The following is a 25,895-nucleotide window of genomic DNA, read 5'->3' as shown; positions in this document are numbered from 1 at the left end:
GATGCCTCGTCGTGCGGCCCGCCGAGGTGGGAGACTGGAGAGATGTCGGAGCCGGAGCTGACCGGCCGCCCGGATCCGGGCGGCGTCTCCGGCGTGCCCGCCGACCCCGCCGCACCCGACGAGACCGGCGACGACCTGGACTTTCAGCCGGAGCCCATTCTGCCCGAGCCGGTGCGCCAGCGAGTGATCACGCTCACCGCCGCGGTGCTCGCCGGCATTCCGCAGGACGAGTTGTCGGTCCCCCTGCGCAAGGTGGCCAAGTTCGCCCCCAACCGCCGCGCCCGGATGGGCGGCCCGGTCATCGCCGCTCACCTCACCGCCGATCCCATCTTCCGCCAGCGGGTCAGCCAGCGGGTCGTCACCGAGGCCGGAGACCTGGGCGCCGCCGTTGTCGACGGAGTGTCGCCCGCGGCGGCCGACCCCGTCGAGGTCGCCGCGCTGGCGTACCTCGCTCGTCCGGCCGGCTGGCGCGACCTGCTCGACGCCGCCGAGCACGCGGTACGCCTCGAGGCGGAGAGCGCCGCCGTCGGCGAGGTGCTGCAGGCGGCCGAATCAAGGGCACAGCGGGCCGAACACGATCGCGCCGTCGCCCGCGTCGAAGTGGAGAAGCTGCGGGACGAGCTGGCCAAGGCGCACCAGGAGCTGAGCGCGGTCCGGGAGGAGTCTCGGGGCACCGCGAAGGCCCTGCGGGAGGCGCAGGCGGCCCTGAAGAAGGCCACCGACTCGCTCGCGGCCGAACGCGGGCGGCTAGCCAAGAACACCGCCGACCACGACGCCGAACTGCGCCGGTTGCGGGCGAAGCTGGCCGAGGCGGAGGCGTCGACCTCCACCGCCCGGCAGGACGCCCGGCAGCAGCGAGCGGTGGACGAGGCGCGGCTGTGGCTGTTGCTGGAGACGATCGGGCAGGCCGCCGTCGGGCTGCGCCGGGAACTGGCCCTCGACCCGGCGACGATCCTGCCGGCCGACGCGACGGCGGAGCAGTACGCCGACCGCCCGGCCGGTGCCGGCCCGTCCGCGCGCGCCCAGAGCCAGGACGATCCCGGCCGCCTCGATCAGCTGCTGGCGTTGCCGAAGGTGCATCTGATCGTCGACGGCTACAACGTGACGAAGCGCGGCTATCCCGAGATGTCGCTGGAGCAGCAGCGTACGCGGCTGATCACGGCGCTGGGTGCGCTCGGCGCGCAGACTCGGGCCGAGGTCACCGTGGTCTTCGACGGCGCCGAGAAGGTGCACGGGCTGCCGCCGAACCCGCGTGGGCTGCGGGTGCTGTTCTCCCGCAAGGGAGAGACCGCCGACGAGTTGGTCCGGCGGCTGGTCCGGGCCGAACCGGCGGGGCGCCCGATCGTGGTCGTCTCCTCCGATCGGGAGGTCGCCGACGGCGTACGCCGCCACGGGGCGTACCCCATGGCGGCGGATTCGCTGCTACGCCGGGTCGCGCGCGGTTAGGGTCACCGGCCGCCGCGCGGCTGGTTGCCCCGCTTGAGGCGCATCGTGTTCGCCTGACCGACCGACATCTTCGTCCGCATGGACTTCTCCCGGGCGGCCATCGCCGCTTGGCGAGACTCCTCCCGCGCCTGCTCCCCGGCGTACCCGTGGTCGTCGGAGGGGTCACGCAGGTCGAGATCAAAGGCCAATTCATCCGGCTTGTGGTGGTTCTTCGAATTGCCGGCCTTCCTGGTATTGCTCACGGCTTGCCTCCTTCGTTCCCCCTACGCTAGGACGAACTCCGGATCTCCGCAGCGCTTCGGCCTCCCGCCGCTCGTGATCATCGCGTCAGTCACGCTGTTTCCCACGGCGAAATGTCCGATGAAACAACCTGGCTGACGCAATGATCACCACGCCGGGCGGGCGAGGGCGGGCGTCAGCGGCCGAGGACAGAGCCGCCGTTCACGCCGATGATCTGCCCGGTCACATAGCCGCCGGACGCGCCGGAGAGCCAGCGCACGGCCGCGGCGATGTCGTCCGGCACCCCGGCCCGGCCGACGAGCGTCTGCCCGACCCGCAGCGCGTGCCCTTCCGGGGTCATCCGCGTGCCGAAGAACTCGGTCTCGGCCACGTACCCGGGCGAGATGACGTTGGCGGTCACGCCGTCCGGGCCGAGCCGCGCGGCGAGGTCGAACACCCAGCCGTGCAGGGCCGCCTTCGCGGCGGAGTACGGCCCAGCGCCGCCACGCTGCGCGGCGATCGAACTGAGCAGGATCACCCGGCCGCCCGGCCGGCGCAGAGACGTCTCCAGCGCGGTCGTCAGCAACACCGCCGTCAGCACGTTGACGTCGAACGTCCGGCGCCACATCGCCGCCTCGTCGGCCAGCGAGTCGCCTTCGGACATGACGAACCCGCCCGCGTTGTTGACGAGCACGTCGACCGCCCGGTCGCCCACCGCGTCGGCGACCCGGGTGACCTGCGTCGGATCCGCCAGATCGGCGACGACCGCGGTCACGCCCGGAACCTCGGCCGCCACCTTCGCCAGGGGGTCCTCGCGCCGCCCGGCGATGATCACCTCGTGCCCGTCCTCGGCCAGCGCCCGCGTGATCGCCGCGCCGATGCCCGTTCCGCCACCGCTCACCACAGCCAGCTTCGCACTCATGATCGCGACCCTATCTCGGGCGGACTTCGTCGCGTTGATCATGGTGGTGAGCGAATGATCAGGGCGCTGCGGACACGCCACGCCGGTCGATCACGACCGATAGTTCATGATCGCGGGGAACAGGGGGTGGGAATTAGGGTGGGCGGATGAGCGTGCGAGGGTGGGCGTGGGTCACGCTGCTGGTGCTGGTGGCGGGGCTCGTCGTCACGGCCGCTCTGCTCGTCCCGTGGCACCGGCCGCCGGCGCCCCGGTCCGACCAGCTCGCGGCCCTGGCCGAGCTGCCCGCCGACAAGGTCGCCCGCGCCCGCCACTACCGCGCCGAACTGCGGCTCATCGCGTACCCGAGCATGATCCTGGGGATCGTCGCGGCGCTGATCCTGGGTCTGACGCCGCTGGGCGCGAAGCTCGTCGATCTCGTGCCGGGACCGTGGTGGGTCAAGGCGGTCGGCGGCGGCCTGCTGGTGCTGTTCCTCGCAGACCTGGTGACGCTGCCGCTCGCGGCCGTGGGCCACCGGATCTCCGTGCGCTACGGGCTGTCGACGCAGGGCTGGGGCGCGTGGTCCCTCGATCTTCTCAAGGGGTACGCGATAACGGCGATCCTAGGAGCGATAGTCCTGTTCGTCTTCTTCGGCGTCACCCGCCTTGCCCCGAACTGGTGGTGGGCGTGGGCGGCGGCCGGCGCGGCCGGCCTGGTCGTGCTGCTGTCGTTCATCTTCCCGCTGCTGGTCGAGCCGGTGTTCAACAAGTTCACGCCGATGGAAGACGGCCCGCTGCGCACCCGGATCGTCGCGATTGCCGCCGAAGACGGCGTCCCGGTACGCGATGTGCTGGTGGCCGACGCGTCACGGCGGACGCGGGCGGTCAACGCTTACGTCTCCGGCCTGGGGCCGACCCGACGGGTGGTCGTCTACGACACGCTGTTGCGGGAGGCCCCCGAAGACGAAGTGGTCAGCGTGGTGGCGCACGAACTCGGCCACGCCAAGCGCAACGACGTCCTCACCGGTACGCTCATCGGCGCGCTCGGCTCGGCCACCCTCGTGGTGCTGCTGTTCCTCATCGGAGGATGGACCGGGCTGCTGCGCCGGGCGGGAGTGGAGTCGCTGACCGACCCGCGGGCGATCGGTCTCCTGCTGGCGCTGGGCACCGTGGCCGGACTCGTCGGCGGGCCGATCCAGGCGTACGTCTCCCGCTCCGTGGAGGCGCGGGCGGACGAGCACGCCCTGACCGTGACCGGCGATCCGCGGACCTTCGAGGAGATGCAGAAACGCCTCGCCCTGGTCAATCTCGGCGACCCGGATCCGCCCGCCTGGGAGCAGACGTTGTTCGGCAGCCATCCGTCGACTGTGGAGCGGATCGCGGCCGCCCGGGCGTACGCCCGCTCACCCCGATAGCCCTTCCCGCGCTGGATCAGGGTTCTCGGTCGAATCATCACCCATGATTCGACCCGGAACCCTGATCCAGCGCCGAGCGCGGTCCAGCGCCGAGCGGTCCAGCGCCGAGCGCGGTCCAGCGCCGAGCGGTCCAGCGCTGAGCGCGGTCCAGCGCCGAGCGCGGAAAGCCCGCGGGTAGGCTGCCAGGGTGAGGACACTGCTGGTCACCAACGACTTTCCCCCGCGCCCCGGCGGAATCCAGCAGTTCGTGCACAACCTGGCCCTGCGCTTGCCGCCGGACGAGGTCGTCGTCTACGCGTCGTCGTGGCAGGGGCAGGCCGCGTTCGACGCCGAGCAGCCGTTCGAGGTGGTCCGTGAGGACACCGGGATGCTGTTGCCGACCCGGGCGGTCGCCAAGCGCGCTCAGGAGCTGGCCCGGGCCCGTGACTGCGACCGGGTGCTGTTCGGGGCGACCGCGCCGTTGGGGCTGCTCGCCCACGGGCTGCGGGAGAAAGCCGGGATCGAGCGTGCCGTCGGTCTGACCCACGGGCACGAGGCGGGCTGGGCCGCGCTGCCCGGCGCCCGGGCGGCGTTGAAGCGGATCGCCCGGGGCTGCGACGTCATCACCTACCTGGGCGAGTACTTCCGGCAGCGGCTGGAGCCCGCGATCGGATCGTTGACCTCGTTGCGCCGCCTCGCGCCGGGGGTCGACGTCGAGGCGTACCGGCCGGACGTGGACGGCACGGAGGTCCGCAAGCGGTACGACCTGCGGGACCGTCCGGTGATCGTGTGCGTCTCCCGGTTGGTGCCGCGCAAGGGTCAGGACAGTCTCATCCGGGCGTTGCCGCACGTGCTGAAGAAGGTCCCCGACGCCGCTCTGCTCATCGTCAGCGGGGGACCGCATCGGGCGGCGCTGGAACGGCTGGCCCGGGAGAACGGGGTCGAGCACGCGGTCGTCTTCACCGGCGGCGTCGAGTGGGCGGAGTTGCCGGCGCACTTCGCGGCCGGGGACGTGTTCGCCATGCCCTGCCGTACGCGCTGGGGCGGCCTCGACGTCGAAGGGCTGGGCATCGTCTACCTGGAGGCCTCGGCGACCGGGTTGCCGGTGATCGCCGGCGACTCGGGCGGGGCGCCGGACGCGGTGCTGGAAGGCGAGACGGGGTACGTCGTCGGCAACCTCACCACGCTCGTCGACCGGCTGGTCGAGCTGCTCACCGACGAGGCGCTGGCTCGGCGGATGGGCGAGGCCGGACGGTCCTGGGTGGAACGCGAATGGGGCTGGGACCTCCAGGCCCAGCGGCTGCGGGACCTCCTGCACGGCTGACGGGGCAGCCGGACGCCGGTTCGGCCTGGCAGAATTCTCGAATGCTCCTCGAGGACGTGTGGCTGCGGTACCACCGCTCCGGCCCCTGGGTGCTCCAAGGGATCCAGCTGGAGACCCACCCCGGCGAAGTCGTCACCGTCCAGGGTCGCAACGGCGCCGGTAAATCCACTCTGCTGCAGCTCATGGCCGGGTTGCTGCGGCCGGGCAAGGGCCGGGTCCGCGGTCGCCCGCCCATCGTGGGCTGGGTGCCCGAGCGGTTCCCCGCCGACCAGCCCTTCTCCGCGTACGACTATCTGATCGCGATGGGCGAGATCCGCGGCCTGCGCGCGTCGGCGGCGGCCCAGGCCGCCACCGGCTGGATCGAGCGCCTCGGGCTCGAGCCGTTCCGCGACGTCCGGCTCGCCGAACTGTCCAAAGGCACCGCGCAGAAGGTCGGGCTCGCGCAGGCGCTGCTCGTCCCGCCGCGCCTCCTGATCCTCGACGAGCCGTGGGAGGGCCTGGACGCCGCGGCCCGCGCGCTGGTCCCGGCGATCGTCAGCGAGGCTGCCGCGAGCGGCGCCACCGTCCTGGTCAGCGACCATCGCGGCGAGACCGCGCGGCTGCCGGGCGCCACCCGGTGGACGGTCGCCGACGGCACGGTCACGGCCGTCCGGGCCGATCCCGAAGAACAATGCGTCGTGGAGGTGGTCATGCCCGCGGGTCAGGTCACGGCCTTCCTCGCGACGCTGGCAGCCCAAGGGGTACGCGGACAGGTGCGGTCATGATCGCGTTGGCGAAGATGCGGCTGACCGCGTACCTGAAGACCGGGCGCGTGCTGGCCCCAGGGCTCGTGGTGCTGCTGGCGCTCCTGCTGTTCCACGGCGGCGGGCGCAGCGAGGCGGCGGAGGCGTACGCCGTCTGCGCGCTCATCCTCTTCCCGGCGTACGCCTGGCAGACCCGGATGATCCTCGACGGCGACCCCGATGTGCAGCGTCGCCTGGCGACCGTCGCGGTCGGCTCGGCCCGGCGGGAACAGGCGGCCGGACTGCTCGCGGCGACCGCCGCCGGATTGGTGGTCACCGGGGTGTCGATGGCGCTGCCCTGGCTGATCGGCGCGGTGGAGGCCGAACACGACCCGCTGGCGAAACAGCTGGCGATCGGCCTCTGGGCGCACCTGCTGGCCCTGCTCGCCGGACTCGTCTTGGGCGCGCTGAGCAGCCGGGCGGTGACCGAGTCGGCCGGGAAGGGCGTCGCCGTCCTCGCCGCTGGCAGCGCGCTCGCCATCGTTCTCGGGCTGCCGAAGACCCCGTTGGCCTGGGTGTTGCCGCCGATGACAGCGGTCGCGAAGACTGTCAGCCGGCACACGCTGACCGCCGCGAACACGTTGGGCTACACCGCGTTGGCGGTGGCCTGGGTCGCGGTGGGACTGCTGGTCTACGCCCGGCTCCGGCGGAACCGGGCGTAGCCTCAGCGCGCCTTGAGCAGGCGGTGGATCTCGGTGGTGATCGCCGTCCGCAGCTCGTCCAGCTCCTCCGCCTCGGGGGAGCTCAGCGGATCGTGCTGCTCGGCGAACCGGTCCTCGTACGCGTAGCGCCAGACCGGGCCCTTGCGGAACTCGGCGGGCTCCCAGGCGTATCGGGCGTGGACGTGCGCGTGCAAGTGGTGCAGGGAGTTGCCGAGGATCTCGTAGTTGAGCCGCCGGAACGCCGGGTCCCGGCCACCGCACACGGCGAAGACCGCGTCGCCGAGCAACGCCATGTCCTCGAGGAACTGCGTACGCTGAGCGCCGGTCAGGTCCGTGAGGTGATCGGCGTCGTCGACGTCGGAGAGCAGTACGCAGTAGCCCGGTAGGTGCTGCGTGTCGCCGAAGACCACGTAGCCGCTGGGAACCTTGGCCATGACCATCGGGTTCTCGCCGCGGCGGGCCGAACCCACCCGGTCAGAGCGCCAGTCGACAGCCAGCTCGTCGGCGGGCGTGGAGGAGTGCCGTCCCATGTATGAGGCTGACCTCTTCCTAGAACTTGGGCGCGTCGGGGGCCTCGAGCAGACCCAGGCGCAGAGCGGTCATCAGAGCCTGCGCGCGGTTGGCCGCGCCCAGCTTCTCGTAGAGCTTGGAGATGTGCGTCTTGGCGGTCGACTCGCTGACGAACAGCTGCTTGGCGATCCCGTTGACGCTCATGCCGTCGGCGAGCAGCCGCAGCACCTGACCCTCCCGCGGGCTCAGCTGCGGACCGGCCGGGGCCAGCCGGCGCTTCATCGCCTCGGCCAGATCGGCCGCGGTGAAGGCGCTGGGTGCGGAAGCGGCGTGCCGGGCGGCCGCTACGACCTCGTCGGCCGGCGCGGTCTTCGGCACGAACGCCGACGCACCGGCCTCCAACGCGCCGAACAGCTGGTCGTCGCCGGCGTACATGGTGAGCACCACGATGCCCATCGTGGAGCTGGCCTTGCGCAGCGCGCGGGTCGCCTCCAGGCCACTGCCGTCGGGCAGCCGCAGGTCCATGATCACCACGTCGGGCTGGAGGGCACCGGCCTGACGGACGGCCTCGGCCGCCGTCCCGGCCTCGCCGACGACCTCGAACTGGCGATCGCGCTCGAAGGCATGCCGCAAACCTTTACGGATGAGGTCGTGATCGTCGACGAGTAGTACCTTGGTACGGCCCGCCGGTACGGTGCTGGTGGACATGCTCGGTGCTCTCCCCTTCAAGGCCGCCGGTTGTGACGGCGTGCTCACACGCTATCGCGCCGACCGGCCGGACCCAACACCACCGCGACCGTTGTGCCATGGGGGTGACGGGGCCGGATCTCCAGCCTGCCACGGATACGTTCCGCTCTCTCTGCCATGATCGCAAGACCGTACCGTCCGTCAACCCGCTGGTCAGCGATTCCCTGTCCGTCGTCCGACACTTCAATATGGGCGTTCGGGGGGTCGACGGAGCACGTGACCCACAGATTGCTGGCGCCGGCGTGCTTCCGGGCGTTGGTGATGGCCTCCTGCGCGATGCGCAGCAACTCGGCCTCGATGGCCGAGGGGAGCCGGCCGGGCGAGTCGTCCAAGGACAGGTGCACCCGGAGTCCGGCCGACGCGCCGACGATCCGGGCGAACTCGGCGATCGCCGAGGTCAGGTTGCCGTGCCGGTCGACCTGGCTGCGCAACTCGAACAGGCTCAGCCGCAGCTCGGTGACGACCCGGGTGATCTCCTCCCGGAGCGAACGCAGCTCGTCGGCGGTCTCGGTGGCCCCCTCGGGCAGGCTGGCCAGCGCGTTGTCCACGCCGTAGCCGATGATCACCAGTTCCTGGGCCACCCCGTCGTGGATCTCCCGGGCCAGGCGCTGCCGCTCCTCATTGGTGGCCAGGGAGCGTACTTCGTCGAACAGGAGCGCCGCTTCGAGGCGGAGCGCCGCCTGCTCGGCCGCGTGCCGGATGCGGGCGATCGCCGGGGAGGCGAAGCCGCCGGCGTCGTCGCGCTCCAGCACCAGCACGCCCACTGTGCGTACGCCCGCGACCAGGGGGATCAGCAGAGCGGTGACGTCGGCGTCCCGGGGCGCGTCGCGTACTTGGGACCGGGTCGCGACGTGCGGGAGCTGGCTGGCCCACGCCTCGGCGATCCCGGTGTCGGTGTCGAGCATGGTCTCCCAGTCGTGCTGCTCGCTGCCGTCGTGGGCGAGTCCCGCCTGGGACAGCACCATCAGCCGGCCCCCGCCGCTGGCGGTCAGCACGGCCGAGCGGTCGGACTTGGCGACCGCTCGCGCCTCCTCCAGCAAATGCTCGGCGATGCCGCCCGGGTCGAGGGTGGCGCCGGGCAGCTGCCGGGCCACCGTCCGGAGCTGGGTCAGCAGCCGGGTCGCCTCCACATAGGGCTGCGGTTCGCGGCGGGCCAGCACGGCTCGTTGCAGGGCGCCGGTGGTGACCGTGCCCAGCGCGACCAGCACCAGCCACTGCGCGCAGACGATGACGAAGCCGGACGAGGCCAGTAGCGGCCGCCCGTCCAGATCGGTCACCAAACCGGCGACGACGAGGGTCCCAGCGGTCACCGCGAGCAGGGTCGCCGCCTCGACCGGCCGGTTGTTCAAGGTCGCCGCGGTCAGCGGCACCGCCAGGTAAGGCAGCAGCGCACCGGCGCCGAAGCCGCCCGTGACCGTCCCGGCGTCGACCGCGGCCATCGCGATCGCGGTCGCGCCCACGCCGATGATGAGGACCTCGGCGAACCGGCCGAGAGTCCCGACGACCGGCCAGCGGGCGCTCGCCGGGACCGCCGCGGTGGCCAGGGCGAGCAGGCCCACCCAGACCAACTGCTGGGGATCCCGGGTCGCGAGCAGCGTCAGCACCGCCACCAGGACCAGCAGCGTGACCCGCATCGCCATGGCGAGAAAGGCCGCGCGCCCGCCGGCCGTCCGGCCGCCGGGCTGCTGTGCCGCACCGAGCGCCGTCGACTCGGAGCGGCTCCGCTCAGCGGAGGTAAATGGCGTCGATCTCGTCGGCGTACTCCTTCATCACGACCGCGCGCTTGACCTTCATGGACGGGGTCAGCTCGCCGGTGGCCTCGGTGAAGTCACGGGGCAGGATGCGGAAGACGCGGATCGCCTCGGCCTTGGAGACCGCCTTGTTCGCCTCGTCCACAGCAGACTGTATCGCGGCCCGGACCGCCGGGTCGTCCCGCAGGTCGTCGATGGTGGCACCCGCCCGGCCCTGCCCGTCGAGCCAGTCGGGCAACGCCTCCTCGTCCAGCGTCACGAGGGCGGCGATGAAGGGCTTCTGGTCGCCGACGACCATGCACTGGCTGATCAGCGGATGCGCGCGTACGCGATCCTCCAGCACGGCCGGGGCGACGTTCTTGCCGCCCGCCGTCACGAGGATCTCCTTCTTGCGCCCGGTGATCCGCAGATAGCCCTCGTCGTCCAGCTCGCCGAGGTCGCCGGTGTGGAACCAGCCGTCCGTCCTGGCTTCGGCGGTCGCGACGGGGTTGTTGAAGTACTCCCGGAAGATGATGTCGCCGCGGGCCAGGATCTCGCCGTCGTCGGCGATGCGTACCGTGACGCCGGGCAGCGGGCGGCCGACCGTGCCGACCTTCTGCGCGCCCTCGCGATTGAAGGTGATCGCCGGTGAGGTCTCGGTCAGCCCGTACCCCTCCAGCACCAGCAGGCCGATGCCCCGGTAGAAGTGGCCCAGCCGCTCACCGAGCGGGGCGCCGCCCGAGATCGCGGCGGTGCATCGGCCGCCCAGCGCCGCCCGGAGCTTGCCATAGACGAGACGGTCGAAGAGGGCGTGCTTCAGGCGCAGACCCAGGCCGGGACCGCCGGTCTCCATCGCCCGGGAGTACGCGATCGCGGTGGCCTCGGCGGCGTCGAAGATCTTGCCCTTGCCGTCGCCGTGCGCCTTCTGCCGGGCGCTGTTGTAGACCTTCTCGAACACGCGGGGCACGGCGAGCACGAACGTCGGGCGTATGCGGGCCAGGTCGGCGACGAGGTTCTTGACGTCGGGCGCGAACGCGGTCTGCACCCGGGCGGCGACCGCGCCGATCTGGAGCAGCCGGGCGAAGGCGTGGGCCAGCGGCAGGAACAGCAGGGTCGTCGAACCCTGGTGGAACAGGATGCTCAGCTCGGGCACGGCGTTGCCGATGTCGGCCAGCATGTTCCGGTGGCTGAGCACGCAGCCCTTGGGCCGTCCGGTGGTGCCGCTGGTATAGATGATCGTCGCGGTGTCGTCGGCGCGTACGCCCGCCCGGCGCTCGTCGACCGCGCCCGGCTCGATCGCCGACCCCCGTGTCACGACCTCGGTGAGCGCGCCCGCGTCGATCTGCCACACCTCGGTCAGCAGGGGAGCGGCCTCCCGGACGGTGGCGGTGTGCGCGGCGGACTCGGTGACGCAGGCCACCGCGCCGGAGTCGGCCAGGATCCAGCGGACCTGCTCGGGGCTGGAGGTCTCGTAGATCGGCACGGTCACCGCGCCGACCGCCCAGATCGCGTAGTCGGTGAGGGTCCACTCGTAGCGGGTCCGGCTCATCAGGCCCACCCGGTCGCCCGGGCCGACGCCGGCCGCGATCAGCCCCCGGGCCAGCGCGACGACCTCCGCCCGGAACTGGGCGCAGGTCACCTGACGGTCGTCGAGGAGGAACTGCACGGCATCGGGATGCCGCTCGGCGTTGGTCCAGACCGGATCGGTGAGACTGTCACCGTCGCCGACGGTCACGACCGGCGGTACCGCCATCTCCCGCACGGCGCCCTCCTTGGTGCTGCGAGGTCCACGAGCCGGGGGAACGCCACGACTCCGCTTATCGAAGCTACCTGCTCCGCGCGGAATCCGGCCGGGCGGTAGCCTGCTCATCATGGCCGACTCTTCCATGCAGTCGATCGTGATCGACGCCACACCCGCCCGGATCGCCGAGGTGATCTGCGACTTCCCGGCGTACCCGGAGTGGATCCCGGCGATGAAGCGGGTGGAGGTGCTCACGGAGTACGAGGACGGCTACGCCGCCGAGGTGACCTTCGCCCTCGACGCGGGCGTCGTCTCCGACGAGTACACCGTGCTCTACGAGTACGCCGAGGACCTCAGCCGGATCGAGTGGCGGCTCGTCCACCCCTCCAAGATGCTGAAGGTGCAGAACGGCGCGTACGACCTCGTGGACAACGAGGACGGCACGACGACCGTGACCTACACGCTGGAGGTCGACCTCACGATGCCGGTGCTGGGCATGTTCAAGCGCAAGGCGGAGAAGGCGATCATGGACGCCGCGCTGGGCGGGCTGAAGAAGCGCGTCGAGAGCCGGGGGTGAACCGGTGTTCACCGAGCCCTCGACCGCCCGTCAGGAGGCCGAGCGGCTGGTCGCGGCGGCCCTTGCCGTCGCCTCCCTGGCCGCCGGCAACCATCCTGAGCTGGCCACCGGCAGCGCCGCCTGCTGCGTCTGCCCCTTCTGCAAGCTGATCGAGGCGGTTCGCGACCCCGATCCGCAGTTCGTCGAGCGGTTGGCCACCGGTGCGGGCGACCTCGCCGTCGGGCTGGCCAGCCTGTTGCGCAGCCTGTCCGGGACGCGGGAGCCGGGCGAGGCCGACCCGTGGCGATCGGCGACCGCCGAGTCCGCCGAGGAATCGGGTAGGCCCGCCGGGACCGAGCCGGCCCCGGAAGGCCCAGCGAGCCGGACAACACCGAAGAAAGTGGCGAAGAAGGCGATCGCGAAGAAGGCGGTCGCACCCCGGAAGACCTCCGGCGCTTCGCCCACTGACCAGGAAAAAGTCCCGCCGAAGAAGGCCGCTCCCAAGAAGGCCGCCAAGAAGGCCATGCCCAGGCCGCGTCCCGACGACAACGGATAAGGTGAACGCGCGTAATCGCAGAAATGAGGGGCTTGGCGTGGGACTGACCATCGGCGTGGACATCGGCGGAACCAAGGTGCTCGGCGGCGTCGTCGACGAGACCGGCAAGGTGCTCGCGACGACTCGCCGCCCTACGCCCGCCGACGACGTGGCGCGTACGCGGGACGTGATCGTCGAGGTCGTCCGGGAACTGGCCCAGGACCACCAGATCGAGGCGGTCGGCATCGGCGCCGCCGGCTGGATCGACGCCGATCGCTCCACCGTGCTGTTCGCCCCGAACCTCGCCTGGCGCGACGAGCCGCTGCGCGACGCCGTCAGCGCCGGCACCGGGCTGCCCGTCATCGTCGAGAACGACGCCAACGTGGCCGCTTGGGCCGAGTTCCGCTACGGCGCGGCCGAGGACGCCACCGACTCGATGGTGCTGTTCACCATCGGCACCGGCATCGGCGGCGGCATCATCCTCGGCGGCCGCCTCGTCCGCGGGGCGCACGGCATCGCCGCGGAGCTGGGTCACGTCCAGGCCGTGCCGGACGGGCACCCCTGCGGCTGCGGCCGGCACGGCTGCATCGAGCAGTACGCCTCCGGCAGCGCCCTGGTGCGGTACGCCCAGACCGGCGTCAAGGACGACACCGCGGCCGGCGCGACGCTGCTGGACAAGGCCGGTGGCGACATCGGCGCGATCACCGGCCCGATGGTGACCGAGGCGGCGCTGGCGGGCGACGCGCTCGCCGTCGACGCCTTCCGGCAGGTCGGTACCTGGCTCGGCGTCGCGATGGCCGACATGGTGCAGATCCTCGATCCACAGGTGATCGTCATCGGCGGCGGCGTCGTCGAGGCCGGCGACCTGCTCATGAAGCCCACTCTCCTGTCCTATCAGGATCAGCTGGCGCAGCGGGCGAAGTCGCCGATCGCCGAGGTACGCCCCGCGAAGATGGGCAACACGGCCGGCATCGTCGGCGCGGCCGACCTCGCCCGCAGCTGACTCACGCTTTAGGCTGCCGCCATGGGCGTCGGTCTGCGCGTGGTCGCGTACAACATCCACTCGTCACGGGACGATCTCGGCGCGTTGGCCGCCGTGGTGCGCGGCCTGGAGCCGGATGTCCTGATCATGCAGGAGGGACCGCGGCGCTTTCGCTGGCGCACCAAGGTCGCGGCGCTCGCCAGCTCGTTCGGGCTGGTGGTGGTCGGGGGCGGCCTGCCCGCGCTGGGCAACGTCATCCTCACCAGCCTCCGAGTACGCCGCCGCGACTCGTGGGAGGTCCGGTTTCCGCTGAAGCCGGGCCGGCACATGCGCGGGGCGGCGTTCGCGCGCTGTGAGGCCGGCGGGGTGAGCTTCACCCTCGTGGGCTCGCATCTGTCCACTGACGACGAAGAGCGGCCGTCCCAGGCCGCTCTGCTGCGCGACGCGATCGCCGGGCTGGCGGGGCCGGTGATCCTCGGCGCCGACCTCAACGACGTCCCGGGGTCGGTCAGCTGGAACCTCGTGCACCAAGACCTCGTCGACGTGGGGATCGAGGGCGGCTGCACGTTCCCGTGCGCGGCCCCGAACCGGCGGATCGACACCATCGCGGTCAGCCCCTCCGTCGGGGTGGCGGCGTACCGGGTCGAGACCGGGCCGCTGACGGCGCAGGCGTCGGACCACCTGCCGCTCGTCGCGGACCTGACCCTCTGAGGACCTCCAGAGGCTCGCGGTCGCACTCCGCTCGCTCGGCGGCTCGCACTCCGGACAGCGGGAAGCCCGGCTTTTCTGACTTTCCAGAAATGTCGGGCTTCACCTTCAAAATACGTCTGACCTGCGGTGATGTCAACACCCGGCTACCGGTCGATCATGGCCCAAGGTTCATGATCGCGCGGAAAGGGCGCGCGGACGTGGCGGAGGATCGCGCGGGGAAGGCGAGGCCGGCGCCGGGGCGTACGGATAGGGTGCCCCCGTGACGAGTGGTGTGGTGTTTCCGGTCAGCGACGACGCGGGCAACCGCAGCACGTCCGCATTGGGCCGGGCGGTGATGGCGGCCGCGCTGCGGGAGGTCGACCCGGTGGGTTCCAGGGCGGCCGAGCAGGAGACCGTCTGGCGGTCGCACTACATCGCCCATTTCCGGCGGCAGATCGAGGCCGGGCTGCCGTCGGGGGAGGCGGCCCGGCGGAGCGCGTACGACGGGTTGCGGGAACTGCACGACCGCATGCGGGTGATCACGCCCGACGGTGCCGAGGTCGGACTCCGGGAGGTCTTCGGGACGCCGGGGACGGAGCTGACCACCGCCGTGCAGCGTGGCGTCGGCGGGCGGGAGAAGGAGCTGACGCTGCCGTACCGGGGTGCCCGGCTCGCCGGGGACGACCTGCGGCGGCAGCTCGACAAGTGGGTCGAGGCGGGCGTCATCGAGCCGTCGTGCGCCGAGGCGGTGCGGACGGTGCTGGCCAATCCCGACTGGCTCTCCGTCGACGGGCGGCGGATCGCCGTGCTCGGGGCGGGCGCCGAGATGGGTCCGGTGCATTCGCTGCTGCGCTGGGGCGCTGACGTGGTCGCGGTGGATCTGCCGCGTCCGGCGATCTGGGAGCGCCTGGCCGCCACCGCCCACCGGTACGCCGGCCGCCTGCACGTGCCCGTCGGCCCCGACGGCGCCACCGGCGCGGACCTGCTGCACGACCTGCCCGCCGTGGCCCGCTGGCTGGCCGGGCAGGAGGGCGACCTGGTGCTGGGAAACTACGTGTACGCCGACGGCGCGACGAACGTCCGGGTGTCGGTGGCCGTGGACGCGTTGACCACGTACCTGCTCGACGAGCGGGACGATCTGGCGTTGGCGTTCCTCGCGACGCCGACGGACGCGTTCGCCGTCCCGGGTGCGGCGGTGGCTCAGGCGGAGCGGAACTATCAGCAGTCGTCGCTGCTCAAGACGCTGCGGCAGCCGGTGCGACTGCTCTCGGCGGGCAAGCTGCTGCGGCGGAACTACGCGCCCGGGGCCGATCCGGGGATCTGCGACAGCCTCGTCTCGCAGCAGGGGCCGAACTACGCCCTGGCCAAGCGCCTGCAGCGGTGGCGGGCCGCGGTCGCCCGGTCGGAGGGGACCACGGTCAGCTTCACCGTCGCCCCGCCGACGCGTACGCGATCAGTGGTGAAGAACCGGGCGCTGGCGGCGGCGTACGCCGGGGCGCACGTCTTCGGCGTCGAAGTATTCGAACCGGCGACCGCGAACACCCTGATGGCGGCGCTTCTGGTGCATGATCTGCACCGTCCGCTGCCGGCTCAGGAGCACGTCTGGCAGGAGGAGGCGCACTCGGCCGCGCACGGCGGGCTCTGGCGGACGGCGTACGCGCCCCGCAGCGCGCTCGGTCTCGCGGCGGTGATCGGCATCGGCGGAGCCCGATAGACCACCCGATTGCCGCGTTCGGGCTGGATCAGGGTTCGCGGTCGAATCTTGCCTCAAGATTCGACCCAGAACCCTGATCCAGCGCTCTATACGCCAGCCGGGTGATCATCTAATGTGCTGCCTCATGGCCGACGTGACGCTGTGGCAGCGGATCAAGGACGATGGTTTCCGGCCGCCCGCCGGGTATCCGGTCGACGAGCTGATCGCCGAGCTGGAGCACATGCTCACGTACGCCGACTCCCGCCTGCGCGACGATCTCGCCTTCGAGATCCTCGGCGAGTGGATTCAGCTCGGCGTGTGCGATCACGATCTGCCCGGGTTGGGCGACCGGATGGCGGCCGGGCTGCTGCGCGGCATCGGCGAGGTGGGCACCGACTCCGTCTTCGGGCGCAGTTTCTCCGCCGTCGTGCTGGGCCTCGTGGTGGAACGCGACAACGCGGTGCACCGCCTCGGCCCGGCCGACCTGAGCCGCTGGATCGGCGGCTTCACCATGTGGTGGGAGCTGGAGGGCGATCTGCGCGGCGCGGTCGACGCCCAGCGGGGCTGGGCGCACGCGCTCGCCCATGGCGCGGACGCGATCGCCTCGCTGGCTCGCAGTCGCCTCCTCGGCACCGCCCAGGCGCGGGCGCTCCTGGGCAGCATCGTGATCCGGCTCCGGACCACCGACGGCTGGGCCCTGCTCGCCTCCGAGGACGACCGGCTGGCGTACGCGACGATGGCGCTCCTCCATCGGGGTGATCTGTCGGCGGCGGACCTCGACGAGGTCATCGCCCCGCTGCAGACGCTGGGCCGGCAGCGTCTGCGGGTCGACCTCGATCCGGAGGCCTGTGCCTGGATCAACTCGCTGAACTGGCTGCGGGCGCTCCACCTGCAGCTCAGTCTCGGCGTACAGGCGATGCCCTGGTACGCGCCCGACAACCACTTCGACCGCCTGATTCCGCAGCGGGAGCAGATGCTCGCCGTGGTCGAGACGGCACTACGGGAGTACTCCAGCTGGTTCGCCGACCGCTGACGGTCTTGCCGCGAGGCGCTACCGTAGTGCGCATGTCCGTCGTGGCCGCGTACCGGTGGTTGTTCGCCCTGCTGGGCGTCACCGTGGCCGCGGCCGGATTCGCCGGCCCCACCGCCGTCGGCGCGATCGTCGGCGGGTTGGCCGCGGCGGCCGTCGTCTCGATCGTCGTCGTCCAGCTCGCCCACCGGTCCGTTCCCGCTCCCGTCCGCGCCCGCCAGACGATGCGGCACTGGGAGCGCCGGGAGACCCCGCTGCGGCTGACCGACCCCGACGCCCCCGGTCGCGCCCGCCCCCGAGCCCCGTCCGCCTGACCGCCCCACCGGGGCGTTCCGCGTCCACCGTCAGGCTTTCTCTCCCGTCAAGGGGCTCTTTCCATGCATCCGATCGACAGCGCGGCTCAGGCCGCGCAAAATCTGCTCGTCCACCTCGCGGCCCTGCTCACCCCGGTGGGTGGCACGGCCGCCGCGATCGTCCTGGCCACGGTCCTCCTCCGGCTCGCGTTGCATCCGCTCACCCGCTCAGCGGTACGCACAGAGCGCGCGAAGGCAGCGCTCGCGCCGAAGCTCGCACCCCTCCGCAAGAAGTACGCCGATGATCCGGCGACCCTGATGGAGAAGACCCTCGAACTGCACCGGGCGGAGGGGATCTCGCCGTTCGCGGGGTTCCTGCCGCTGCTGGCGCAGACGCCCTTCTTCATCGTCCTGTTCCACCTCTACAACAGCTCCAAGATCGGCGGCCGGCCGAATGCGCTGCTCTCCGACACCTTGTTCGGGGCGCCGCTGAGCGCCCGGTTCCTCGCCCAGTTCAGTGCTCTCGGCGTATCCATCTGGATCTTCGCCGGACTTTTCGCGGCCCTGGCGTTGGTCGCGTGGCTGATGTCCCGGCGGTCCGCACGCTTGCTGGCGTTGGCGGACCCGCCGCCCACCGGACTGCTCGCGGCCTTGCCGCGCGTCCTGCCCTTCACCGTGCTGATCAGCGCGATCTGGCTGCCGCTGGCCGCGGTCCTGGCGTTGCTGACCACGACGGCCTGGACGGCGGCCGAGAACACACTGCTCAAGCGAGGCATGCCAACAGCGCCTCCGGCGCGCCGGTAGGGGTGGACAAACAGGGCGCTCGCCCGCGAAAATGCCTCGCGTCGCGCAAACGCGGCGGGGCGCGAGCGTCCTGCCCTCACCCCTGCCCGCGCGGCGAGAGGGAGCGAACCGGTGAGCGTGGACCAGGATTTCGGCGGCGATCACACCGGGACCACGTTGTGGCGCGACGGCTGGCCGGTCTACGACCGCGGGGAGACGGTCTGCGTCGTCGGAGCCGGGCCGAGCGGGCTGACCGCGATCAAGAACCTCAAGGAGGCCGGGTTCGGCGTCGACTGCTACGAGCGGGAGACCGGCGTCGGCGGCGCGTGGAACTGGCGCCACGATCGCAGCCCGGTGTACGCGAGCACGCACCTGATCTCGTCGAAGCCGCTGACCCAGTTCCCCGACTTCCCGATGCCGGACGACTGGCCGGACTACCCGCACCACGCGCTCGTTCTGTCCTATCTGGAGCGTTACGCCGACCACTTCGAGCTGCGGCCGCACATCTGGTTCGGCACCGAGGTCGTGAAGGTCGAGCCGGCCGACAACGGCAAGTGGGACGTCACGACCCGCAGCACCAGCAAGTACGGCGGCGCCGAACGCATCCACCGGTACGCCGGCGTGATCGTGGCCAACGGGCACAACTGGTCGCCGAAGATGCCCGCGTACGAGGGGATCGAGGACTATCGCGGCAACGTGCTGCACGCGAGCGCCTACAAGGATTCCGCCCAGTTGCGCGGTCGCCGCGTCCTCGTGGTGGGCGGCGGCAACACCGGCTGCGACATCGCGGTCGAAGCGGCGCAGCAGGCGGCCCGCTGCTGGCACTCGACCCGCCGCGGCTACTGGTACGCCCCGAAGTACGTCCTCGGCCGCCCGACCGACCAGGTCAACGACCAGTTGCTGGCGCTGCGGGCGCCGATGCGGCTGCGGCAGTGGTTCGCCCACCGGACGCTGAAACTGGCGGTCGGCGACGTGACCCGATTCGGCCTGCCCAAGCCCGACCACAAGATCTACCAGAGCCACCCGGTCGTCAACAGCCAGCTGCTCTACTACGTCGGGCACGGCGGGATCACGCCGGTGCCGGAGATCGCCCGGTTCCACCGGAACTCCGTCGAGCTGACCGACGGCCGCCAGATCGAGCCGGACCTCGTCGTGCTCGCCACCGGCTACCTGCCCCGGTTCGACTTCCTGGAGCCGGAGCTGCTCGGCATCGACCAGCGCGGCAAACCCACGCTCTACCTGCACACCTTCCCGCGTCGCCACCCGACCCTCGCGGTCGCCGGACTCGTGCAGCCGGACGCCGGAGTCTTCCCGCTCGCCCACTGGCAGGCCGTCGTCTTCGCCCGCTACCTGCGCGCCCGGCAGACCGCGCCGCAGCGAGCCGCCGAATTCGGCCGCCGCGTGGAGAAGGAGGCGGCCGGCACCTGGCACGAAGGGCGTACCACCGACTCGACCCGGCACTGGTTCGAGGTCAGCCACGGTCTCTACCTGCGCGAGCTGCAGCGGGCCATCGACACCCTGGAAGGATCGCGATGACCGTCTCGGTGCTGCGGCTCAAGGAGTGGGCCCACCCGGTCACCCCGGTACGCCGGGAGGTGCTCAGCGCCACGCCGGAACTCGACGAAGGCCGGCCGCCGGTGCTGTTCGTGCCCGGCTTCGGCCACGGCGCCTGGGCGTACGCCGAGCACTGGCTGGAGCACACGGCGGCGCGCGGCTTCCCGGCGTACGCCGTGAGCCCGCGCGGGCACGGGGCGAGCGAAGCGGCCCCGAAGGCGGACCTCCGGGCGTACGCCCACGACGTCGTGCAGGTCGCCGCCGGTCTGCCCCGGAAGGCGGTCCTCGCCGGGCACGGCGCCGGAGCGCTCGTCGTCACGCACGCGCTGGCCCGGTATCCCGCCCGGGCGGCGGTCCTGCTCTCGCCGGTGCTGGGCGGAGTCTCCGCCGCACTGCGCAACCCCGGACTGGTGCTGCCCGCCTTGTTCGGCGGCGGACTGCGGCTGCCCGCCGGTCAGCTGTTCAGCCGCGAACTTCCGGCCGCCGCCGCGCGCGCGTACGCCAAACGCATGGGCCGAGCCAGTACGCGGGCGCAGTGGCAACTGCTGCGCGGAGTCACCCCGGAACGAGCCGTCGGCGACCCGCCCGTGCTGGTCGTGGGCAGCCCCGACGACAAGATCGTCTCACCCGCCGCGTTGAAGGACGCCGCCCGGGCGTACGGGGGAGCCCCGCTGCTCTTCCCCGGCATGGGCCACGACCTGATGCTGGACGGCCGCTGGCGAGAGCCGATCGACGCCATCCTCGACTGGCTCGAAAAGTCCCACTGACCCCGCGTGATCACGACCGCTAGTTCATGATCGCGCAGACGGGGACGGTGGGCGAGGGAGGCGGGCGGGCGCGAGGTGGAGGGTGACGGGTTAGACGACGGCGCCGTCGTCGGGCAGGTCCGGCTCGTCGGGGCCGCCCGGTCGCAGCCGCATGATGAGCAGCGCGGCGCCGCCGATGATGCCGAGCAGGCCCAGCACCATGCCGGATTGGTCGCCGAGCGGCAGCAGGTCCGGTTTGAAGAACAGCAGCAGTCCGGCGATGATCGCGATGACGCCGATGATCGCCTGCGCCGAGATGCGCGGCAGCGGGGGCGGCGGTGGGGGGACGAAGGGTTCTTCGTCGTCCGGCAGGTCGGCGCCGAACGTGTCGAGCCCGTCGAGCAGCGACGGTTCGGGCCGGTTGAGGATCGGCCCGTTCGCCGGGAAGACGGGTCCGGTCGGCCCGGCTGGTTCGGCCGGCGCGGCCGGGGACGGCGAGGCGGCGGGGGCGGGAGCGATGTCTTCGCTCTCCGGCCAGGTCACCTCGGCGGGCGCAGCGTCGTAACTAGCGACAATCTGCGCAAAAGCGGCATCTACCTGATCCGAGGAGCGCCCGTCAGGGTCGCCGACCACAGACATCAGGCCCTCCCTCAGGTCGAACGTGGTCGCGCCGGACCGGCCGCGGGAAGACGGGGCGGTGGACGCGGGGACATTTCAGTGTGACACGGGGGGACCGAGATTGTGCAGTGCGTTGTGGCGGGTCGCATCCGCTGCATAGGCTCTGACTGCACTCCTGGCGGTCGACCGACCGCACTCCTGGCGGCTCGGGCAAGCCCTTCCCTGCGGCGGCTCCCAGGCGGGAGGATGCACTGAGGCACGCCGACGTCACGGAGAGGACCACGTGTTCTACTGGCTGCTCAAGTACGTCATCCTCGGGCCGGTGCTGCGGCTGGTGTTCCGGCCGCAGGTCGAGGGACTCGACAACGTGCCCAGGCAGGGCCCCGCGATTCTGGCCAGCAATCATCTGTCCTTCTCGGACTCCATCTTCATGCCGCTGGTCGTGCCGCGGAAGGTGACCTTCGTGGCCAAGGCGGAGTACTTCACGGAGAAGGGCATCAAGGGCCGGCTCAAGAAGATGTTCTTCGTCGGCACCGGCACCATCCCGGTCGACCGGTCCGGTGGGCGGGCCGCCCAGGCCGCGCTCGACACGCAGTTGCGCGTACTGCGGTCCGGGGAGCTGGCCGGGATCTATCCGGAGGGCACCCGCTCGCCCGACGGGCGGCTCTATCGCGGCAAGACCGGCGTCGCCCGGCTGGCGCTGGAGAGCGGCGCTCCGGTGATCCCGGTGGCGATGCTCAACGCCGACGAGGTTCAGCCGCCGGGCAAGGTCCTCCCGAAGATCATGCGGGTCAAGATCCGCTTCGGCGCGCCGCTGGACTTCAGCCGGTACGCGGGGATGGCGGGGGAACGGTTCGTGGAACGGGCCGTCACCGACGAGATCATGTACGAGCTGATGGAGCTGTCCGGACGCGAATACGTCGACCTCTACGCCGCCAAGGTGAAGTCCCAGCCGGTGGCCGCCCCCGTGCAACCGGCCGTGGTGTAGCCGGGCAGTCACGGCAGGAGCCGGGGCGCGCCGTTGCGTTCGGCGAAGGCGCGTACTTGGTGCTCCACCTCGGATCGGCGTGGATCTCGGGTCGGCAGCACTCGCAACGCGGCCGACAGCGCCAGCACCTCGTCGCTGGGCGTACCGATCTTGGCGTAGCACGCGGCGGCGGCCAGGTAGTGCCCTCCGGACTCGGCCGGGTCCTCGGCGAGCGCACCCGCGACGGTCGCCAGGGCCGCTTCGATCCACGGCGTACGCCGGGTGGACCGCTCGAACATGGTCCGCGCCTCGGCGGCCGCCGCCGGGCCGAGGAGAGCGGCCGCGTGCGCCGCACCGGCGACCCACTCGCCGAATCCGATCATCTCGGTGATGGCCCAATCCGCCTTCAGCTCGGCGAGCAGGGCTGCGGCGTCGTCGGGGCGGCCCTGCAGCACCCGGCAGAAGGCGGCATGCGCCACCGTCGAGCGCAGTACGCGATGGAAGCCCGAGCGGCGGGCGGCGGCCGTCACGGTCTCGACCGGGTCTTCGCCGTCGGCGAGGACGGGTTCCCCGCGCAGCACCCGCATCCAGGCCGCGATGGCGATGGTGTGCAGGTCCCACTCGTCCGTCGGCCGGCGCATCACCGCTGTCGTGGCGGAGATGGCGCTCGGCCAGTCCCCGGCCATGTACGCGTTCTGCGCTTGTTCGTTGAAGCTGGGGGCCAATCCGTGCCCGCTCGACGACGTCCCCCGGCTCTCGGCCAGCAACCGGTCGCCGCCGGCGACGTCGCCTTCCTCGGTCAGCGCCCACGCGAGGTTGCCGGCCGCCCGGCGGAAACTGCTCAGCCGGTTCTCCCGGCAGAAGCCGGTGACGTCCGTCAGCTCGATGAGCCCGTCGTCCTCGCCCTTCAGATACTTGGCCAGGCCGATCGTGATGCGCGCGTTGGCCTGCGCCTCGACCAGCCCGAGCCGGTCGGCGATGCCCAGCGCGCGATCGGCGGCGGCCAGGGCGTCGGCCGACTCGTAGTCCATCATCCGGACGCGGGCGAGTTCGAGCAGCGCTTCGGCCTTCTCCGGGCTGTCCGGCAGCACCTCGGAATAGGCCGCGGCCCGGTCGAGCCAGCGCAGCGTCTCGTCGCGGTCCGCGCGGAACCAGGCGGCCGTCCCGAGCAGCGTGCAGGCCCGTGCCATGCCGCCGACGTCGCCCGTCGCCTCCAGTCGCGTCAACAGGTCGCTCAGGCGCTGCGGGCCGCCGGTGTCCAGGAAGGCGTCGCGGTCCGCGAACAGCTCCAGCTCGAGGGACAACAGCTCGACGGCCAGATCCGGGTCCAGCTTCAGGCTCAACGCCCGGTTGACGATCGTGCGGGCGTGATCCAGGGCGTGCAGCGCGTACGCCCGACGGGCGGCCAGATGCAGTGCGTCGCGTGCGGTCGGTGCGTACGGAGACGGATCGAGGCCGATGGTCCGGGCGATCTCGTGCGCCGTCCACCGATGGTTCGCCAGCACCTCGGCCAGTTCGTCGGTGCGACCGTCGCTCATGGACTGCAGCCAGTCGGCGGCGCGTTGATGGCGCACCACCCGCTCCGCCCGGGGCAGCCGTTGGTAGCAGACGTCGCGGACGAGGATGTGCCGGAAGGCGAACTCCTGCTCGCCGGACATGCTGGAGACTGGCCGCTCCTGAACGAGATCGCGCTGCTCCAGGCGATGCAGTGAGCGGGCCGCCGCCTCCGCCGTCACCCCGACCGCGGCCGCGATCGCGCCGGGCCAGAACTGCGTACCGACGACCGCGGCCGCCTGCAGGACCGTGCGGTCGTGGGGATCGAGCAGGTCCAGCCGGTTGGCGATGACGGCCTGGACGGTCTGCGGCATCGGATTCGCCGCGCCGGGCTCCAGCGGGAAAGTGGACTTCTCCGGCTGGAGGTCACCGCGGTCCACCAGCATCCGCGCGTACTCGTGGGCGTAGAGGGGATTGCCGCCGGCGAGTTCCACCAGGGGTTCGAGCCCGGTCGAGGGGAACACCGCCTGGCCGAACATCTGCGCGTACATGGTGGAGATGTCGCTGTCGCGCATCGGGCCCAGCGAGATGGAGAACGAGCCCGTGATCGCGCTGGTCCAGGCGGGATTGCGTTCACGCAGTTCGGGGCGGGCGGTGGTGATCACCATGAGCGGCAGGTCCTTGCCCGCTCCACAGAGCATCTCGACGAAGCGCAGCATCGCCTCGTCGGCCCAGTGCATGTCCTCGAAGACCACGACGGTGGGACCCTGGGCGGCGAGCAGTTGCAGGAATCGGCGCCAGGCCGACTCCGTCTCCGCGGGTGCGAGCCGAGCCGCGGGCAGACCCAGCAATGGACCCATCGCCTCGGCCAGCCGGGCCGCTTCGAGTGGCTCGGCCAGAGCGTGCAGAGCGGCGGACAGCTTGACGCGTACCGTCGTGTCGTCGTCGGTGTCCAGGATGCTCACCTGAGACTTGACGATCTCCGCGAGGGCCGCGTAGGTGACGTTCTCACCGAACGGCGGGCAATGACCAGTGAGCCAGCGCACCGGCGGGCCGGGCAGTCGCCGCGCGTAGCGCGACAACTCGCGGAGCAGGCGGCTCTTGCCGATGCCCGCGTTGCCGAAGACCGTGACCAACTGCAGCGAGCAGTCGCTCAGCATGCGGTGCAGCGCGGTCGTCAGGATGCCGCGTTCGTGGTCGCGGTCGATCATCGGCGTCGACTCGTCGCGTTCGCCGAGCCGCACCCGCCGCGCCGCCTTCGCCAGCCAGAGTTGGCTCGCCTCGCGTTTGCCCTTCAGCAGAGCGGGCGGCTGCTGCTGGTAGTCGATCTCGTTCCGCGTCGCGTCGAAGGTCGGCGAGTCGACGACCACGCCGCCGACCGGGCAGACCGCCTGCAGCCGCGAGGCGGTGTTGACGACGTCGCCGGCGACGAAGCCCTGCCCGCCCTCCCGGGCCGCGTCGAGGTCGACCAGGGCCTGGCCGGAGGCGACGCCGACGCGGAAGGTGAGGTCGGCGACCGCGCCCTCGCGGCCGCCCAGCACCCGCTGGACCTCCAGGCCGGCGCGCACGGCGCGGAGCGCGTCGTTCTCAGTGGCGACCGGCGCTCCGAAAACGGCCATCACGGCGTCGCCGATGTACTTCTCCAGGACGCCGCCATACTGCCGCACCACCTTGCGCACCGCGGCGAAATACTCGTTCTGGGTGCCCCGCACCTGCTCGGGGTCGAGATGCTCGGCATAGGGCGTGAAGTCCACCATGTCGACGAACAGGATCGTGACCTGCCGACGGTCCTCCCGGGGGACCGTCAGGGCGACCCCGATCCGGGCGCCACAGCCGGTGCAGAACGCGCCGCCGGGCGAGAGCTTGCGGCCACATTGGTAGCAGGAAACAGACAGACTCGATCCGCAGCCGCCGCAGAAGGCGTCCTCCGCTCCGGCCACTCGCGAGCAGTTTGGGCAGGTGAGGGAAATCTTTCACTCCAAGGGGGTGGGCGTCCAGTATCCGCGATACCCCCGCCGCGAGCCAGCAGGTGTGTAGGTAAAACGACAAGGTGCAGCACAGATCCGCCGTGATGGTTACAGTTCTGCCAGCCCGATGGGCAAATCATGCGCGAGGGAGGCTGCGCGGTGCTGGTGCGACTTGCGGCAGAGTGGACGGATCCGTTCGGGATCGCTCATTACGCCGGAGATGTCGTTGACATCGACGCAATCACCCTCGCTGAGCTAGAGGAGCAGGGAGTGGTTGAGGACGTCGACGGCGTTCCGGAGGACTGGAACGGGCCAGGCGAGCAGGAAGAGCAGGCCGAGCCGCAGTGGAACGGCCCGGGCAGCGCGGACGAAGCCGACGGCGACGCCGGCGAGTCCGAGGATGCCGCGGAAGAGTGACTGACAGCGGGGCGCCAGGCCGATCGGCCTGGCGCCCCCCCGCGGGGTGTGGGTGGAGTCGCACGCCGGTGGGGGGGGGCCCCGCGCGTTGAGGAAGGGGGGGGGCCAACCCGCCCC

25 protein-coding genes are annotated in these 25,895 nt (G+C 71.6%); 17 read left to right on the top strand and 8 right to left on the bottom strand.

Annotated features, from left to right (window positions below; genetic code table 11):
• Positions 1-42 precede the first annotated feature (42 nt).
• Entirely contained in the window at positions 43-1,446 is a 1,404-nt protein-coding gene (locus AB0H43_RS23830) for an NYN domain-containing protein (protein ID WP_360002464.1), read from the top strand.
• A gap of 2 nt (positions 1,447-1,448) precedes the next feature.
• Here AB0H43_RS23830 and AB0H43_RS23825 read toward each other — a convergent pair whose 3' ends face one another.
• The gene (locus AB0H43_RS23825; protein WP_360002463.1) at positions 1,449-1,688 is read right to left on the bottom strand and encodes a hypothetical protein; all 240 of its coding nucleotides are present in this window, start codon (positions 1,686-1,688) and stop codon (positions 1,449-1,451) included.
• A 173-nt stretch (positions 1,689-1,861) separates the two neighbouring features.
• Positions 1,862-2,587: an SDR family oxidoreductase gene (locus AB0H43_RS23820; RefSeq protein ID WP_360002461.1), complete on the bottom strand. Its 726-nt coding sequence runs from the start codon at positions 2,585-2,587 to the stop codon at positions 1,862-1,864.
• A gap of 146 nt (positions 2,588-2,733) precedes the next feature.
• On the opposite strand from AB0H43_RS23820, the gene AB0H43_RS23815 reads away from it, so the two are divergent.
• The 4 genes from AB0H43_RS23815 (at position 2,734) to AB0H43_RS23800 (ending at position 6,725) form a co-directional block, all read left to right on the top strand.
• Complete coding sequence (locus AB0H43_RS23815; RefSeq protein ID WP_360002459.1) at positions 2,734-3,978, top strand: M48 family metallopeptidase; 1,245 nt, start codon at positions 2,734-2,736, stop codon at positions 3,976-3,978.
• 187 nt (positions 3,979-4,165) lie between these two features.
• Positions 4,166-5,281 carry a glycosyltransferase family 4 protein gene (locus AB0H43_RS23810; RefSeq protein WP_360002457.1) on the top strand — a complete coding sequence of 372 codons (1,116 nt, stop codon included), beginning with the start codon at positions 4,166-4,168 and terminating at the stop codon, positions 5,279-5,281.
• Between the two features lie 41 nt (positions 5,282-5,322).
• On the top strand, positions 5,323-6,045 hold the full coding sequence (locus AB0H43_RS23805; RefSeq protein WP_360002455.1) for an ABC transporter ATP-binding protein: 723 nt from the start codon (positions 5,323-5,325) through the stop codon (positions 6,043-6,045).
• A complete protein-coding gene (locus AB0H43_RS23800; RefSeq protein ID WP_360002453.1) occupies positions 6,042-6,725 on the top strand; it encodes a hypothetical protein in 684 nt (227 codons plus the stop codon). Before AB0H43_RS23805 ends, AB0H43_RS23800 begins: the two co-directional genes overlap by 4 nt.
• Positions 6,726-6,727: 2 nt before the next feature.
• Here the strand turns inward: AB0H43_RS23800 and AB0H43_RS23795 are convergent, their stop codons facing one another.
• The 4 genes from AB0H43_RS23795 to AB0H43_RS23780 all read right to left on the bottom strand — a co-directional run bounded on the left by AB0H43_RS23795 (position 6,728) and on the right by AB0H43_RS23780 (position 11,474).
• A complete protein-coding gene (locus AB0H43_RS23795) occupies positions 6,728-7,255 on the bottom strand; it encodes a diadenosine tetraphosphate hydrolase (protein ID WP_360002451.1) in 528 nt (175 codons plus the stop codon).
• Between the two features lie 19 nt (positions 7,256-7,274).
• On the bottom strand, positions 7,275-7,943 hold the full coding sequence (locus AB0H43_RS23790; RefSeq protein WP_253761516.1) for a response regulator transcription factor: 669 nt from the start codon (positions 7,941-7,943) through the stop codon (positions 7,275-7,277).
• Positions 7,944-7,987: 44 nt separating this feature from the next.
• Entirely contained in the window at positions 7,988-9,622 is a 1,635-nt protein-coding gene (locus tag AB0H43_RS23785) for a GAF domain-containing sensor histidine kinase (protein WP_360002449.1), read from the bottom strand.
• Positions 9,623-9,707: 85 nt separating this feature from the next.
• The gene (locus AB0H43_RS23780; protein ID WP_360002447.1) at positions 9,708-11,474 is read right to left on the bottom strand and encodes an AMP-dependent synthetase/ligase; all 1,767 of its coding nucleotides are present in this window, start codon (positions 11,472-11,474) and stop codon (positions 9,708-9,710) included.
• 109 nt (positions 11,475-11,583) lie between these two features.
• Here AB0H43_RS23780 and AB0H43_RS23775 point away from each other — a divergent pair, with 109 nt between their 5' ends.
• The 10 genes from AB0H43_RS23775 (at position 11,584) to AB0H43_RS23730 (ending at position 20,336) form a co-directional block, all read left to right on the top strand.
• Positions 11,584-12,030 (top strand): SRPBCC family protein, encoded by a 447-nt coding sequence (locus tag AB0H43_RS23775; RefSeq protein WP_360002444.1) that lies wholly within the window; start codon positions 11,584-11,586, stop codon positions 12,028-12,030.
• Between the two features lie 4 nt (positions 12,031-12,034).
• Complete coding sequence (locus AB0H43_RS23770) at positions 12,035-12,565, top strand: hypothetical protein (RefSeq protein WP_360002441.1); 531 nt, start codon at positions 12,035-12,037, stop codon at positions 12,563-12,565.
• A 37-nt stretch (positions 12,566-12,602) separates the two neighbouring features.
• Positions 12,603-13,547, top strand: coding sequence for an ROK family glucokinase (locus tag AB0H43_RS23765; protein WP_360002440.1), 945 nt, complete (start codon positions 12,603-12,605; stop codon positions 13,545-13,547).
• Positions 13,548-13,568: 21 nt separating this feature from the next.
• Positions 13,569-14,237 carry an endonuclease/exonuclease/phosphatase family protein gene (locus AB0H43_RS23760; protein ID WP_360002438.1) on the top strand — a complete coding sequence of 223 codons (669 nt, stop codon included), beginning with the start codon at positions 13,569-13,571 and terminating at the stop codon, positions 14,235-14,237.
• Between the two features lie 259 nt (positions 14,238-14,496).
• Positions 14,497-15,930, top strand: a complete 1,434-nt coding sequence (locus AB0H43_RS23755) for a hypothetical protein (protein ID WP_360002436.1) — start codon at positions 14,497-14,499, stop codon at positions 15,928-15,930.
• A gap of 124 nt (positions 15,931-16,054) precedes the next feature.
• Complete coding sequence (locus AB0H43_RS23750) at positions 16,055-16,942, top strand: DUF2785 domain-containing protein (protein WP_360002434.1); 888 nt, start codon at positions 16,055-16,057, stop codon at positions 16,940-16,942.
• Positions 16,943-16,974: 32 nt separating this feature from the next.
• Positions 16,975-17,253, top strand: coding sequence for a DUF6412 domain-containing protein (locus AB0H43_RS23745; RefSeq protein WP_360002432.1), 279 nt, complete (start codon positions 16,975-16,977; stop codon positions 17,251-17,253).
• 63 nt (positions 17,254-17,316) lie between these two features.
• Positions 17,317-18,036 (top strand): membrane protein insertase YidC, encoded by a 720-nt coding sequence (gene yidC / locus AB0H43_RS23740; protein WP_360002430.1) that lies wholly within the window; start codon positions 17,317-17,319, stop codon positions 18,034-18,036.
• Between the two features lie 117 nt (positions 18,037-18,153).
• A complete protein-coding gene (locus AB0H43_RS23735; protein ID WP_360003123.1) occupies positions 18,154-19,551 on the top strand; it encodes an NAD(P)-binding domain-containing protein in 1,398 nt (465 codons plus the stop codon).
• Positions 19,542-20,336, top strand: a complete 795-nt coding sequence (locus AB0H43_RS23730) for an alpha/beta fold hydrolase (protein ID WP_360003121.1) — start codon at positions 19,542-19,544, stop codon at positions 20,334-20,336. The genes AB0H43_RS23735 and AB0H43_RS23730 overlap by 10 nt, the downstream gene beginning before the upstream one ends.
• A 90-nt stretch (positions 20,337-20,426) precedes the next feature.
• Here the strand turns inward: AB0H43_RS23730 and AB0H43_RS23725 are convergent, their stop codons facing one another.
• Complete coding sequence (locus AB0H43_RS23725; protein ID WP_360002428.1) at positions 20,427-20,954, bottom strand: hypothetical protein; 528 nt, start codon at positions 20,952-20,954, stop codon at positions 20,427-20,429.
• Positions 20,955-21,216: 262 nt separating this feature from the next.
• Between AB0H43_RS23725 and AB0H43_RS23720 the strand changes: the two genes are divergently transcribed.
• Positions 21,217-21,921 (top strand): lysophospholipid acyltransferase family protein, encoded by a 705-nt coding sequence (locus AB0H43_RS23720; RefSeq protein WP_360002426.1) that lies wholly within the window; start codon positions 21,217-21,219, stop codon positions 21,919-21,921.
• Between the two features lie 8 nt (positions 21,922-21,929).
• On the opposite strand, the gene AB0H43_RS23715 is transcribed toward AB0H43_RS23720, so the two are convergent.
• Positions 21,930-25,364: an AAA family ATPase gene (locus AB0H43_RS23715; protein WP_360003119.1), complete on the bottom strand. Its 3,435-nt coding sequence runs from the start codon at positions 25,362-25,364 to the stop codon at positions 21,930-21,932.
• A gap of 156 nt (positions 25,365-25,520) precedes the next feature.
• On the opposite strand from AB0H43_RS23715, the gene AB0H43_RS23710 reads away from it, so the two are divergent.
• Positions 25,521-25,778 carry a hypothetical protein gene (locus AB0H43_RS23710; RefSeq protein ID WP_360002424.1) on the top strand — a complete coding sequence of 86 codons (258 nt, stop codon included), beginning with the start codon at positions 25,521-25,523 and terminating at the stop codon, positions 25,776-25,778.
• Positions 25,779-25,895 lie beyond the last annotated feature (117 nt).

This window comes from Hamadaea sp. NPDC050747 (genome assembly GCF_040654195.1).
Taxonomy (GTDB): Bacteria; Actinomycetota; Actinomycetes; order Mycobacteriales; family Micromonosporaceae; genus Hamadaea.
This window is presented reverse-complemented; position numbering and strand designations above follow the sequence as displayed.

Coding starts and splice junctions, on each gene's coding strand:
- AB0H43_RS23830 (WP_360002464.1), top strand. CDS start 43: ATGTCGGAGCCGGAGCTGACCGGCCGCCCGGATCCGGGCGGCGTCTCC.
- AB0H43_RS23820 (WP_360002461.1), bottom strand. CDS start 2,587: ATGAGTGCGAAGCTGGCTGTGGTGAGCGGTGGCGGAACGGGCATCGGC.
- AB0H43_RS23815 (WP_360002459.1), top strand. CDS start 2,734: ATGAGCGTGCGAGGGTGGGCGTGGGTCACGCTGCTGGTGCTGGTGGCG.
- AB0H43_RS23805 (WP_360002455.1), top strand. CDS start 5,323: ATGCTCCTCGAGGACGTGTGGCTGCGGTACCACCGCTCCGGCCCCTGG.
- AB0H43_RS23800 (WP_360002453.1), top strand. CDS start 6,042: ATGATCGCGTTGGCGAAGATGCGGCTGACCGCGTACCTGAAGACCGGG.
- AB0H43_RS23795 (WP_360002451.1), bottom strand. CDS start 7,255: ATGGGACGGCACTCCTCCACGCCCGCCGACGAGCTGGCTGTCGACTGG.
- AB0H43_RS23790 (WP_253761516.1), bottom strand. CDS start 7,943: ATGTCCACCAGCACCGTACCGGCGGGCCGTACCAAGGTACTACTCGTC.
- AB0H43_RS23785 (WP_360002449.1), bottom strand. CDS start 9,622: ATGGCGATGCGGGTCACGCTGCTGGTCCTGGTGGCGGTGCTGACGCTG.
- AB0H43_RS23775 (WP_360002444.1), top strand. CDS start 11,584: ATGGCCGACTCTTCCATGCAGTCGATCGTGATCGACGCCACACCCGCC.
- AB0H43_RS23760 (WP_360002438.1), top strand. CDS start 13,569: ATGGGCGTCGGTCTGCGCGTGGTCGCGTACAACATCCACTCGTCACGG.
- AB0H43_RS23750 (WP_360002434.1), top strand. CDS start 16,055: ATGGCCGACGTGACGCTGTGGCAGCGGATCAAGGACGATGGTTTCCGG.
- AB0H43_RS23745 (WP_360002432.1), top strand. CDS start 16,975: ATGTCCGTCGTGGCCGCGTACCGGTGGTTGTTCGCCCTGCTGGGCGTC.
- yidC (WP_360002430.1), top strand. CDS start 17,317: ATGCATCCGATCGACAGCGCGGCTCAGGCCGCGCAAAATCTGCTCGTC.
- AB0H43_RS23725 (WP_360002428.1), bottom strand. CDS start 20,954: ATGTCTGTGGTCGGCGACCCTGACGGGCGCTCCTCGGATCAGGTAGAT.